Below are 13,299 nucleotides of genomic sequence, written 5' to 3'. Positions count from 1 at the left end.
AGGATCAAAAGAATGACCGTCTTGATACGGGATCTTTCCCGCATCAAGACGTTTTTTTTGCAAGCTTTTTGAGGTCCCCGCAAAGTACTCGGATGAAGCTTCGAAGTAAGGCTCCGCAGAGTGGAGTCATTTTGTGGGAGGTAGCTCTTCATGAATGCAGCGACGGTTAGACATATACTCGAAACTATGGAAGCAATGTTTCCTGATGCACATTGCGAATTAAATCACAGCAATGCATTTGAATTGACGGTAGCTGTCCTTTTGTCTGCCCAGTGCACCGATGAAACGGTGAACAAGGTAACTGCAGATTTGTTCCAAAAGTACAGAAGCCCAGCAGATTATCTGGCAGTTCCTCTCGAAGAGTTGGAACAGGATATTCGGCGAATCGGTTTGTACCGGAACAAGGCCAAGCATATTCAGAACATGTGCCGAATTTTAATAGAGCAGTATGGCGGTGATGTACCGCAGGAACATGATCAGCTTGTGACGCTACCAGGTGTCGGGCGGAAAACCGCGAATGTAGTTGTTTCCAATGCGTTTGGAGTACCGGCAATTGCGGTAGATACTCATGTTGAACGTGTATCCAAGCGGCTGGCGCTTGCAGGTTGGGATGACTCCGTACTTGAAGTCGAAAAGAAACTAATGAAGCGCGTACCCCGGGACGAGTGGACTTTAACTCACCACCGGTTTATATTTTTTGGACGCTACCATTGCAAGGCACAGAACCCTGCGTGTCATATCTGTCCATTGCTGGACATATGCAGGGAAGGGAAAAAACGTATGAAAACGTCCCAAATCAGGAAAGATAAGGAACGTGTCACCACCCGAAAACGAAAAATAAATTAATGAGCAGAAAAGGATGAATAATCATGAAATGCATTTCCGTGTACACTGACAATTTTGAGGCCTTCTCCGATATCTTTGAACAAATCGTTGAACAGGAAATGGCTGAAAATGAAGAAAAAGAAGTAGAAGGCATCACAGTAAGCCACTCTGGCGACGTACCTGAACATTATCTGGAGCGTATGTCCGTTAAACCAGAAGTTGTTGTTATGAGAGACAAAGGCAGAGACATTACAATTCTGCAACATGGACAAGTATTTGAAATCTTGCTGCCTTCCATGGAGAACGCAGTTTCATAAGAAGTGATTACACTATTGGTTCTGTTGTATTAATGTCATGATGATCGTTGTGGTTAAGATGATCGCATCGCATTCATGCAACAGACACTTGGCGTAAGCATTTGCTAAATACCGAGTATAAAACGTATTACAGATAAAACCGACTTGTTCGGTTTTATTTTTTTTAGATTATAGGACTTATACGTTCATTTATGTATATTTAATTCCAATCGTTCAAATTCAAACTTGATAATGTTAAAATAAATGTTGTAAAAGAGATAGACGTCGAAACGGATGTCAAATTAGAGGAGCCAGGGGGAAGGCCAGTCATGTCCAGAACAGATTACCCAAAAGAAATGGCCAAACCTCTGCTTCCGCTGCGTGAAGCGATGGAGCAGACAGGGGACCATACGGCTGTACAGGCTATAACGGATTTAATCAGCAAGGCGGAAATGAAACATCTGACGATTGCGTTCTGTGGTCATTTCTCTGCAGGCAAATCGAGTCTCATCAACAGTTTATGCGGTAAGCGGGTGCTGCCTTCAAGTCCCGTGCCAACAAGTGCGAATGTGGTATCCATACGTAATGGTAAGCCAAGAGCGCTTATTTATACTACTCCAAACGTAAGCGCTGACAATGGAGCAGGGACACTTGAAGTTTCTCCAGAGGAATTGGAGGCGTATTGCAAAAATGGTGGAGCTTACAGCTCGATTGAGGTATGGGATGATATTCCTCTGCTGAAAGATGATGCTGTCCTGCTGGATACACCAGGTGTGGATTCAACAGATCGCGGACATAGTCTCGCAACCCACTCAGCGCTTCATCTGGCCGATGTGGTCTTCTATGTCATGGATTATAATCATGTCCAGTCCGAGACAAACCTTTCATTTGCCAAGAGTCTGTCGGATTGGGGCAAACCGCTGTTTTTGATCGTGAACCAGATCGACAAGCATCGGGAGCGTGAGCTCTCTTTTGACCAATATACCGAAGGTGTCGAAGCTATATTTGCGGCCTGGGAAGTCAGATATGACGGACTGTTGTTTACTTCCCTCCGCGACAAGCAGCATCGCTACAACCAGTGGGATGTGCTTCCGGAACTCATTGGACACATGATGCAAGAGAAGGAAGCGTTAATTACGCACAGTTTGGCAAGTTCGGCCAGTCATGTAACGGAGCAACATCTGACGAGAGAAGCGGAGAAACGTGAAGACGAAGAGAATTCCCTGCTGGATGAGATTGGTGGCAAGGAAGGAATTGAACGTTTGGAACGAGAGTTGGAGCTTCTTGATCAACAAGCAGCAGACATTCGTACCGGGCCTTCGCGAGTGCGCGAGAAATTCCGGGCAGAGCTGGAACCTCTTCTGGCAAATGCAAATCTTACACCTGCGGATATTCGTGCGTCGGCTGCCGCCTATTTGGAGAGCTGCAAACCAGGTTTCAGGGTAGGCTTATTGTTCTCTGGTGGCAAAACCGAGCAGGAGAAACAACGCCGTGCTTCTGAGCTGGTCAGACTGTTACAGGATCAGGCTTCCGGACAAGTTGAGGTACATATTCGTACGATGCTTAGACAGCTCGGTGAATCCCATCAGCTATGGGGAGCGGAGTGGGAGCAGGCGCTTAATACGGAGCTGCCTGCTGTAGATGAAGCACTATTGGAGATGAAACGCAGTGCCAGTGCAGAGGTATCTCCAGAGTATGTGATTCAGTTCAGTAAAGATGTGCGGGGCGAGATTGAGGCCCGCTATCGCAGGTCGGCCATGATGCTGGCCGACCGCATGCTGGAAGCGCTGGCAGCGCGAGGCGAAGCCGCGCTTCAGGCGTTGGACGCCAGCCGCGCAGCGCTGCTGGCGCAATCCGCGGCGGCGGCGCGCTACACGGCGCTCCAGCGCAGCGCCGCCGCAGAGGCAGCAGGGCTGCGCAGCCTGCTGCCCCATGCGGGCCCCCTCCCCTCCGGGCTATTGCCGGAGGTGAAGGGCCCGCACGTGCCCGCGGTGCCAGAACCGGGCGAAGCTCCCGGTTCGCATGCGGGCACGTCAACGTCTGTGGCTGCGCAGCCACAGACGCAAGAGGCACCGCCAGCGCAGCGCGCAGTCGCGGCGGCGGTGCCTGGGCCATCGTCGGCGGCTGGCGCTGAACGCCGCCGACGCCTGGACGCAGCAGCGGCACGGCTTGAAGCCGCTGCTGCGCTGGTGGAGCCGTACCCCGCCATGGGGTCGGCGGTACGGTATCTGCGTGCACGCGCGGCTTCGCTTGCGGGCGGCACGTTCACTTTGGCGCTGTTCGGAGCATTCAGCGCCGGCAAATCCTCCTTCGCCAACGCGTTGCTGGGCGAAGCTGTACTACCCGTCTCGCCGCATCCAACAACAGCGGCGATTAACCGAATCATGGCTCCTGCCGGGGGCGCGGAGCATGGAACAGCCCGGGTCCGCATGAAGACCCGTGACGCCTTCCAGGAAGATCTCGGCTATTCCTTCCGATTGCTCGGACTGGGTGAGCCTGGAGCGGAGTGGCAGAAGCGAGTACGCTCCCTCTCACCACAGGATGTGCATCCGGCGGGGCGCCCGCATTACAGCTTTTTGCAGGCAGCGGCAGCCGGCTGGGAAGAAACAGCGGACCAGTTAGGTCAGGATGTGCTGGTGGATCTGGACGGTTATCGTAACTTTGTCGCAAACGAGAAGAAGTCCTGTTTTGTAGACAGTATCGATCTCTATTACAGTTGCGATGTGACTGAACAAGGCATTGTACTGGTAGACACACCAGGAGCGGACTCCGTGAATGCTCGTCATACGGGTGTAACCTTCAATTATATGAAGAATGCGGATGCACTCATTTTTGTAACGTATTACAACCATGCTTTCTCACAAGGAGATCGACAGTTCCTGAATCAGTTGGGACGTGTTAAAGATAGTTCTGCCATGGATCAGATGTTCTTTGTTGTGAATGCCAGTGACTTGTCTTCCTCTGAGGAAGAACTGGAGCAGGTTCTCGATCATGTGAGTACCCAACTGCGCAGTAATGGAATTCGGGCACCACGACTCTTCCCGGTATCCAGCATACTGGCGATGGAAGGCAAGATGGCAGGTGATTCGAAGCTGCTTGAGCAATCTGGTTTTATTCGTTTTGAGGAAGAGTTCAATCAATTTGCAGGGAAAGAATTAGCCGATCTTGCCGTAGGTGGAGCTTCCGAAGAGATGGCACGTGTCATTCAGCGGCTGAAGAAACGTGCGGAAGATGCGGCTCAGGGTGAGGAAGTATTGCAGCAGCGGCGGGATGAACTGGAGACGATCCAGGGACAGTCACGCCAGCGAATACAGCAACTTGCAGCAAGATCCATGAAGGAAGAATTGTCACAGGAAACAGCAGAATTGCTCTTCCATGTGCGGCAGCGACTTGCCTATCGTCTTGGTCTATTCATGGCAGAAGCATTCCATCCATCCGTACTTCGGGAGGATCGAGGCAATCTGAAGATGGCTTTTGCAGCCTGTGGACGTGAACTGTTGCGCATGATTGCGATTGAACTGGAGCAGGAACTGCTTGCTACCACCCTCAGACTTGAACAGGCGGGTCAGACCTGGCTGATGAAGCAAGTTACGGATTGTATAGACGAGGTGAGACAGTTATCTGGAGGCGTGGATGTGTCACTGCCACTGAACGAACGCTGGAGTACACCTGTGCTTGAAGAAGTTCGTCTGGAAGAACCGTCTGGATGGAAAAGCTATTTGAATTATTTCCGCAATCCGAAACAGTTCTTCGAAGGAGATGGACGTCAGCGATTACAGGAGGCACTTGATCCTGTCCTCAAACAGATGATCATTGAAGTTCTTCCTGCTGCGCAAGACAAACTGATTCAGTTTTATGACAACCAGATTTGTCAATCCTTGCAACACCAATCCCGTCAGTTGGAAGAACGTCTGGACGAGGCGGTAAGTGGAATTCAAGATACACTGGAGAGCGGAATTCCGGCGGAGCAATGGACCAGCTTGTCTAACCAACTGGAACAGATTGAACGCAGTTAAAATCACGGCATAACGCGTATTCTCTGGAAGTCTTTGTAAAACAAAATGAATGATACAGCAACACATTGAAAATGTTGCGAAAATCCAACCCAAAAGGGCCCCTGCCGAAAAGGCATATAGGGAGCCTTTTTTTGGTACGAACAACCTGAAATAAAGAGAATATTCAAACATTTGATTGAAAGGTGGGTATTTACCTTCGTTAATGCGTCAATAAGCTGAAAGCAGGCAGAATATGGTCTGTTATTCGCTTTGCCGCGAATGGGGTACGGTGATAAACTTCATAAATGTTCATAGTATTTTTGAACGACATAAGAGGAGGAGAAACATGGATGTTCTTAGGCAACTGCAAACCTTTTTTTGGGAAAAGCGAACGTATTTATTTGTATCAATCTTGTTCCTCGCCTTAGCGACCGCACTTGGGTTGGTGTATCCGTACATGCTGAGGATACTGATTGATGACATCATTGTTCCGCGAACTTTTGAAGACGTTCCCATAATTGCCTTGACTGTGTTAGGTGTAGTTATTTTGAAAGCGGGAATGCAGTTTTTACATGGCTTTTTTGGAGGACGCTTGGGTAACTTCCTGGCGTACAGACTTCGTAATGCATGTTACGAAAAGCTTCAATTTTTATCCTTCCGTTATTATGATACGGCCAAGACAGGTGATCTGATGTCCCGCCTCACGGGAGATTTGGAAGCCATCCGTAACTTTATCGGATTTGGTTTCGCCCAGATTCTTAACATGGTTTTCATGGTCGTATTTGGCGCAATCATGATGATGACCATGAGTTGGCAGCTTACGCTGTTCACGCTCATATGCATCCCATTACTTGCCTTCGTTGCGCTGAGATTCGAATCCAAAATTCACCCTGCGTTTCAGGAGATGCGGCTGGCGCTCAGTTCACTGACAACAGCGGTACAGGAGAATATTACTGGCGTACGTACGGTAAAATCCTTTGCACGTGAGCCTTATGAAGTGGAGAAATTCTCCATACGTAATGAGCGTTACAAAACAAATCAGATTCATGCCGCAACATTGTGGAGTCGCTATTTTCCGATCATGGAGATTCTTGCTTCGGTGAGTATCGTGCTGTTGCTGGTGATCGGTGGAAGAATGGTTATACAGAAGACGCTGACACTCGGTGAACTCGTTGCCTTTTTCAGTTTGATCTGGTACATAATCGGTCCAATGTGGAACCTTGGGTTCCATATCAACAACTATACGCAATCCAAAGCTTCAGGTGAACGGGTGCTCGAGCTGCTGAATACGCCAGTGGATGTGGAAGAAACGCAAGATCCAGTCATTGTTGAGGCAGACCAGGTGAACGGCCATGTGACATTTGAATCCGTTACCTTTGCCTACGGCAACAAAATGCCAGCAGTAACCGATATTAATTTTGACGCTGCACCCGGTTCTGTAATCGGTTTCCTCGGGGGAACAGGGTCAGGTAAATCGACCATCATTCAGCTTCTGATGCGTGCCTATAACGTGAACTCAGGAACGATCAAGCTGGATGGCAAAAACATTAAAGACATAGGCATCCGCAGTTTGCGGAGTCAGATCGCTTCTGTTTTCCAGGAAACATTCCTTTTCTCATCCAGCATTCGTAATAATATTTCCTACGGGCTTAAGAACGTCACCATGGATGAGATCATCCGTGCAGCCAAGCTGGCCAAGGCTCATGACTTCATTATGGAGTTCCCGGACGGATATGACACGGTGGTTGGTGAGCGCGGTATGGGTTTATCGGGTGGACAGAAACAGCGGATTGCGATTGCAAGGGCTTTGCTGAAAAATCCAAAAATTCTGGTACTTGATGATGCAACCAGCGCCGTGGACATGGAGACAGAACACGAGATTCAGTCCGGTTTCCAGGAAGTTATGCGCGGCAGAACGACATTTATTATTGCACACCGGATATCTTCACTACGACATGCAGATGAGATTCTGGTGCTCGATGAAGGTCGCGTGGTACAACGTGGTAAACATACCGAACTCATTGAAGTGCCTGGACCATATCAGGATGTTTATAAAATTCAATATGCAGATTATATTGCCCGCGGTAAGCGGGAGGCTGGGGAGCAGGTGAATTCATGAGTGCCGAAACGATAGCAGACAGGCGCGAGGCAAAAGTGGCCTCTGAGAAGAAACTGAATGAACGATTTGTGTATCAGGATGATGAAATTATTGAAAAACCGTTTAACTGGAAAGAATTTGGACGTTTATTTGCATACATGAAACCTTATGCGAAACAACTGTTACCACTCGTTATTCTAATGATGATCTTGGGTACCATTACAAAATTGTCCGTACCTTTTCTGATCAGTCTGGCGATTGACCGTGCCATCGCACCGGCAACGGGGTTGCCAAGCATGACTATGCTTTATCTTATTGCAGGCTCCATATTTGTGTTGTATCTCATCCAGTGGGCTGCCAATACGTACCGGATCAAATTGACAAACATTATCGGACAGCGTGTTATTTATGACCTTCGCTCGGATCTGTTCAAGCATATCCAGAAGCTGTCCTTTAACTTCTTTGACAAAAGACCGGCAGGTTCCGTACTGGTACGTGTTACGAATGATATTAACTCCCTTCAGGATCTATTCACTAACGGTGCAGTTAACGTCATGATCGACTGCGTACAGTTGCTCGGGATCATTGTGATCTTGCTGTTGATTAACTGGAAACTGGGTCTTGCCGTGATCATTACGGTGCCAATCATGTTTATCATCTCGACCAAACTGCGGGTGCTGATCCGTCGGGCTTGGCAGGATGTGCGCATGAAGAACTCTCGGATAAACTCCCACTTGAATGAATCCATTCAGGGGATTCGAGTGACTCAGGCTTACACACAGGAAAAAGAGAACATGAAATATTTTGACAACATGAACCTGTCCAGCAAAAAGTCATGGGATAGAGCATCAGCGATGAACCAGGGCTTTGGACCGCTGATTGAGATTACCGGCGGATTCGGTACGTTAATCCTTTTCTGGTTTGGTGCTTACCTGATTCAGGAAGGTCAGTTGACCGTGGGATTACTTGTCGCTTTTGCCAACTATGTCGGCAACTTCTGGGACCCAATCAACCGTCTGGGACAGATGTACAATCAGTTGCTGGTTGCAATGGCATCATCGGAGCGTATCTTCGAATTCATGGATGAAAAACCAAGTATTGCGGATAAACCAGGTGCCAAGCCACTTCCTTCTATTAAAGGAGATATCGCATTCGAAAATGTGGTGTTCGAATACGAGAAGGGCAGACAGGCGCTGAAAGGGATCAGCTTCTCAGCGGCTGCGGGACAATCGATTGCACTTGTTGGTCATACGGGCTCAGGTAAAAGTACGATCATCAATCTGATCAGTCGTTTCTATGATATATCCGGCGGACGTCTCACCATTGACGGACAGGATGTGCGGGATGTAACGGTAGAGAGTTTACGCAGCCAGATCAGCATTGTATTACAGGATACCTTCATCTTCTCGGGTACGATTCGTGACAATATTCGATTTGGACGACTGGACGCAACGAATGAAGAGGTGGAGGATGCAGCCAAAGCAGTCAATGCACATGAGTTCATCATGAAGCTGCCTGGCGGATACGATACCGAAGTAGAGGAACGCGGGAACGTATTATCCATGGGACAGCGACAACTGTTATCCTTTGCCCGTGCGTTGCTTGCTGATCCACGCATACTGATTCTGGATGAAGCTACAGCCAGTATTGATACGGAGACAGAGCTTAAAATCCAGGAAGCGTTGAAGGTGCTGTTGCAGGGAAGAACGTCCTTTATGGTCGCTCACCGTCTCTCAACCATACGGAATGCAGATAACATTATCGTCCTGGATCATGGTGAAATTAAAGAAGAGGGTAACCATGAGCAGCTTATCCAAAAACAAGGCGTCTACAATGGATTAATAGAAGCTCAATACAGATTTTTGTGATGAAACCTTCGGACGCCTGTGAAGCGTCTGAACACATATGAACTTATAACACTCTGGTGTTTTTTAGCTTGATCCTTCAATAATAAGTGCATCTTATTCATTGAAGACAGGTTAGAGGATAGCCGGAGTGTTTTTTTTATTCGTTAGTGTGGTATGTTATATTTTTGAAGAATGAAATCAATACAATCGTTCATGGCTGGAGGGAGATCAATGCAGATGGACAACAACGAAATAAATGCAAAGCATTTGGATCACCTGGATCATATGAATTTTAGGCTCCTTCACGTGAATTATACAAGTGATCCTGCGACGGAGTGGCTTCTGAGGAAACACTTCATTGAAACATACATGTTATTATTTGTAGCCAGTGGGCAAGGGTGGTTAAAGATAGATGGCAGTTTCATTGAATTAAAGGCGGGCGGACTGTACGTAGGCTTCCCGGGGCAACTGGTTGAGGCAAATGTGCATTCGTTGGATGAACGAGGCGTGTATCACATGAGTTTTGATGTCATGTACGCACTGGAGCAGGAGGGTGCAACAGCCCTTGAAATGATGAAGCAACTTTTACGTAATGAAGTGAATGGCGAGGTCAGCTCATCTTCACCCGTTGCTGTTGGCGTGATATGTCAGATGATTTACCACCACACATTGAAGAAGGATGGTTTGCAAAGGTACTATGGTCAGATTCGTTTTCAGGAACTATTGTACACCATGTTTTACGACGTGGCCTTTACCGAAAAGACGGACCTGGCTTCACCAATTCAACATGTCAAAGGTTACATGGAGCAGAATTATTCGAAGAGATTAACCATTGAGGAATTAGCAAATGTGGCACGAATGAGCCCTCGACATTTCATGCGTTTATTCAAGAAAAGGTATGGTTACAGTCCTGTTGACTATTTAACGCTATATCGAATTAAACAAGCCCAGATCTTAATGAGAAATGATCACAGTTATCGACTCAAGGATGTGGCATCGTACGTGGGTTATCAGGATGAGACGTATTTCCGGCGTAAATTCAAGCAAATCTCTGGCATTCCACCAGCAGCGTTTATACGTAATAGCAAACAAAAAATTGCTTCAATTCATTCTGTGAGCATTGGTATACTGCTCGCATTGCAGATCATTCCCTGTGCCGCGCCGGCAAGTCATCCGTGGACATACTATTACCGACGTAAATATGAAACGGACAAAGTTATGCCACTCGCAGAGAGTGAGACCACCTGGCTGGAACAGCTCCGATTAGTTAAACCTGATTATATTATTACGATTGGGACGGAGTCTGCGGATTTGCAAAGACAGCTTCATTCCATTGCTCCTGTGTGTGACCTCCCGTGGAGAAAAGGCGATTGGAGAGAACATTTGAGATATGTTGCAAGCTTTTTGGACAGGTCGGATATTGCAGAGGTGTGGCTTCAAAGATATGAAGAGAAAGCAAAGATCATTAAGAATCAGCTTACAGATTTCATACGAAAAGACAGATTAGTTGTACTCAAAGTTTATGGTGAAGCGTTGCAGATGTTAGGCCCAAGGAGCATTGCTTCCGTTTTTTACGTTGATATGCAAATGGAGGGTCCCGAAGGAGCTGAGACTTATTGGGAACGGGGCACAGTGACCATTAAGGAGTTATCTGTTCTCAACATCGAAAGAATATTACTGATTGTGGGTGATGATGAGACATCCAGGCAGACATGGTCTGCTGTGCGTAAGTCTGAAGAATGGCTTGCGTTGTTAGCGGTACAGAAAGGCAGAATGGATATGCTTTTGTCGAGCGTCCTGCTGGACTACACTGCGTTTACTCATGAGCTTATGTTGGATGAAATATTAAAGTTATGGCAAGATCGTCCATAGCAAAAAGTCTGAATAGTCAATATCATACCTGAACATATTTTAATATACTTACTCCTATATCAAATGATAATGATAATTATTATTAATTAGACGTTGTCATAACTAAATGCCATATAGGGGGTACATAAAGAATGAGATTCAGATGGTTAACGGTACTATGCACCATGATGTTGGTGCTCATTATTTCGGCTTGCGGTGCAGCAGGCAACGAAGCATCCTCGAGCGAGGGACAAGAAGCGGGTACCGCCAATTCTTCAACAACAGAAACAAGTCAGGTAAAAAAAGTGACTACGGAAATGGGAGAAGTTGAAATTCCGGTGAACCCACAAAAAATAGTTGGTTTGTCCGTTGTATATCCAGAATTTTTATATTCACTTGGCATCGTACCCATTGCTGTACAGAACTACCATGAGGATTTTCCTTCTTACTTGCAAGAGCCATTTGCAAACACGATGAAAATGGGAATAGGAAGAACGCCTAACTTTGAAGCCCTGATGGAGGCAGCTCCGGATTTGATTATCGCCCCTGACTGGTGGTCCAAAAAGGACTATGATCAGCTTACTCTGATTGCACCTACCGTACTTTTGCCACAGCGTGATGATTGGCGCGATGAACTGCGGGATATGGCCAAAATTCTGGACAAAGAAGAACAGGCAGAAAAGGTGATTCAGGATTTGGTGGATAAGGAGAAGGTAGCTGCTGCCAAATTGGATAAGCTGATTGGTGAGGAGACTGTTCTCTACATTAGAGTGATGGAAAAAGAAATCGTACTTCATGGGGAGAACCTTGACCGAGGAAACTTTGTCCATAAACGATTGGGAATGAATCCACTTCCTAATTTCCCGAAAGATCAAACTGCCATGTCCGTATCCTTGGAAGTACTGCCTGAATACGACGCAGATCATCTGATCGTTCAGCTGGATGATGAGACTAATCCGGAAATTAAAAAGAAATTTGAAGATATGTTATCTTCATCGTTATGGAAAAATCTGAAAGCAGTTAAGCAGGACCACGTCTATATGGTGGGTGGCAAGGAATGGTTCAATCTGGGAATGTCTCCACTTGCCGATGAATATGTCATTGATGATATTGTTGCTGCTTTTGAAGCAAAAAACAAATAAAGCAAACGGGTAAAGTTACATGTATCTCGAATTCATAACTAAATTAACAAGGTGTGTTTAAAATGAATGAAGAAGATATCTATGATGTAACCATCGTCGGAGGCGGACCGGCGGGATTATATGCGGCCTTTTATGCCGGGATGCGTGATATGAGAGTTAAGATCATTGACGGCAAAGACCAACTTGGTGGTTTTCTGCATACCTATTCTGAAAAAACTATTTGGGATGTGGGTGGCCTGCCACCAATGAAGTGTTCAAAGTTGATTGAGTATCTGGTTCAGCAGGCGAATACCTTTAATCCAACGGTTGAATTGAATTGCAAAGTAGATCGGTTCGCTCGACTGGACAACGAGATTTTGGCTCTGTATACTGCTGAAGGCGACATACACTATACGCGTACAATTATTGTCGCAGTAGGCCGCGGTATCGCAGAAATTCAGAAATTGGAGCTTCAGGAGCCGATTCAATGTGAGTATGAAAATCTTCATTACACCGTGCAAAATCCAGAACATTTTTCCGGGAAGCGTGTGCTCATTTCAGGAGGAGGCAACAGTGCAGTAGATTGGGCAATTGAACTTGCTCAACTTGCACGGAGCGTAGTGGTCGTCCACCGAAAAAATGAGTTTCGTGCAATGGAACGCAATGTTAGCGAGATGAACAATGTAACGGATGTCAGAACACCATATAGCATCACACGGCTTCATAATCATGGTGAACGTATCCATCAGGTTGTAATTACGCATATGGAGAGTCAGGAAAATGTATTGTTAGATGTGGATGAAGTCGTAGTTAGTCATGGATATAAAAGCAATTTAAGTGATCTTGCCAGTTGTGGCTTAGAAATGGACGATGGAATGGTTCTAATGAGTCACCATGCACAGACGAGTCTGCCGGGTGTTTTTGCTGCAGGGGATTGTGCAACTCACGATAGCAAAGTCAGACTTATTGCCGGAGCCTTCAACGATGCGATTTTAGCTGTAAATAGTGCGAAAAAATACTTGACTCCAGATGCTCCCATGATGGCGTACGTCTCCTCCCATAATGAAATTTTCAGAGAAAAAAACAAACAAATCCCAAGGTTCTAAACTTGGGTTTTGTTTGCTTATTCATGTTCACTGGAATATTAAAATCTACTCTTTTGACATTTCCTTAATTTTGGGAGGAATGGAAGGAGTATCGAATCTGTGAGCAGTAATTGTAAAATTTGATCGAAAAAACACAAAAAATCTTGTAAAATTCACAAGA

General features: G+C 46.5%; 8 protein-coding genes. All 8 read left to right on the top strand.

Annotation, left to right across the window (positions count from 1 at the left end):
• Nucleotides 1–150: 150 nt before the first annotated feature.
• The 8 genes from nth to NST38_RS18760 all read left to right on the top strand — a co-directional run bounded on the left by nth (nt 151) and on the right by NST38_RS18760 (nt 13,139).
• Nucleotides 151–846, top strand: coding sequence for an endonuclease III (gene nth / locus NST38_RS18795; RefSeq protein ID WP_036607558.1), 696 nt, complete (start codon nt 151–153; stop codon nt 844–846).
• Nucleotides 847–869: 23 nt separating this feature from the next.
• Entirely contained in the window at nt 870–1,142 is a 273-nt protein-coding gene (locus tag NST38_RS18790) for a hypothetical protein (protein ID WP_017687779.1), read from the top strand.
• Between the two features lie 308 nt (nt 1,143–1,450).
• The gene (locus NST38_RS18785; protein WP_076250036.1) at nt 1,451–5,137 is read left to right on the top strand and encodes a dynamin family protein; all 3,687 of its coding nucleotides are present in this window, start codon (nt 1,451–1,453) and stop codon (nt 5,135–5,137) included.
• A gap of 325 nt (nt 5,138–5,462) precedes the next feature.
• The gene (locus NST38_RS18780; protein ID WP_036613268.1) at nt 5,463–7,235 is read left to right on the top strand and encodes an ABC transporter ATP-binding protein; all 1,773 of its coding nucleotides are present in this window, start codon (nt 5,463–5,465) and stop codon (nt 7,233–7,235) included.
• Nucleotides 7,232–9,082 (top strand): ABC transporter ATP-binding protein, encoded by a 1,851-nt coding sequence (locus NST38_RS18775; RefSeq protein WP_036613270.1) that lies wholly within the window; start codon nt 7,232–7,234, stop codon nt 9,080–9,082. Before NST38_RS18780 ends, NST38_RS18775 begins: the two co-directional genes overlap by 4 nt.
• 348 nt (nt 9,083–9,430) lie before the next feature.
• Nucleotides 9,431–10,933: an AraC family transcriptional regulator gene (locus NST38_RS18770; protein WP_179086515.1), complete on the top strand. Its 1,503-nt coding sequence runs from the start codon at nt 9,431–9,433 to the stop codon at nt 10,931–10,933.
• A 131-nt stretch (nt 10,934–11,064) separates the two neighbouring features.
• Nucleotides 11,065–12,054 carry an ABC transporter substrate-binding protein gene (locus NST38_RS18765; RefSeq protein ID WP_076250038.1) on the top strand — a complete coding sequence of 330 codons (990 nt, stop codon included), beginning with the start codon at nt 11,065–11,067 and terminating at the stop codon, nt 12,052–12,054.
• Between the two features lie 62 nt (nt 12,055–12,116).
• The gene (locus NST38_RS18760; protein WP_076250039.1) at nt 12,117–13,139 is read left to right on the top strand and encodes an NAD(P)/FAD-dependent oxidoreductase; all 1,023 of its coding nucleotides are present in this window, start codon (nt 12,117–12,119) and stop codon (nt 13,137–13,139) included.
• Nucleotides 13,140–13,299: the final 160 nt, after the last annotated feature.

The sequence above is a fragment of the Paenibacillus sp. FSL H8-0104 genome (assembly GCF_038050215.1).
Classification (GTDB): Bacteria; Bacillota; Bacilli; order Paenibacillales; family Paenibacillaceae; genus Paenibacillus; species Paenibacillus amylolyticus.
Note: the sequence above shows the minus strand (reverse complement) of the source record. Positions and strands in the feature narration are given on the sequence as shown.

Excerpts from the sequence above, each read along its gene's own strand:
- nth (WP_036607558.1), top strand. The coding sequence starts at position 151 with ATGAATGCAGCGACGGTTAGACATATACTCGAAACTATGGAAGCAATG.
- NST38_RS18790 (WP_017687779.1), top strand. The coding sequence starts at position 870 with ATGAAATGCATTTCCGTGTACACTGACAATTTTGAGGCCTTCTCCGAT.
- NST38_RS18785 (WP_076250036.1), top strand. The coding sequence starts at position 1,451 with ATGTCCAGAACAGATTACCCAAAAGAAATGGCCAAACCTCTGCTTCCG.
- NST38_RS18780 (WP_036613268.1), top strand. The coding sequence starts at position 5,463 with ATGGATGTTCTTAGGCAACTGCAAACCTTTTTTTGGGAAAAGCGAACG.
- NST38_RS18775 (WP_036613270.1), top strand. The coding sequence starts at position 7,232 with ATGAGTGCCGAAACGATAGCAGACAGGCGCGAGGCAAAAGTGGCCTCT.
- NST38_RS18770 (WP_179086515.1), top strand. The coding sequence starts at position 9,431 with ATGTTATTATTTGTAGCCAGTGGGCAAGGGTGGTTAAAGATAGATGGC.
- NST38_RS18765 (WP_076250038.1), top strand. The coding sequence starts at position 11,065 with ATGAGATTCAGATGGTTAACGGTACTATGCACCATGATGTTGGTGCTC.
- NST38_RS18760 (WP_076250039.1), top strand. The coding sequence starts at position 12,117 with ATGAATGAAGAAGATATCTATGATGTAACCATCGTCGGAGGCGGACCG.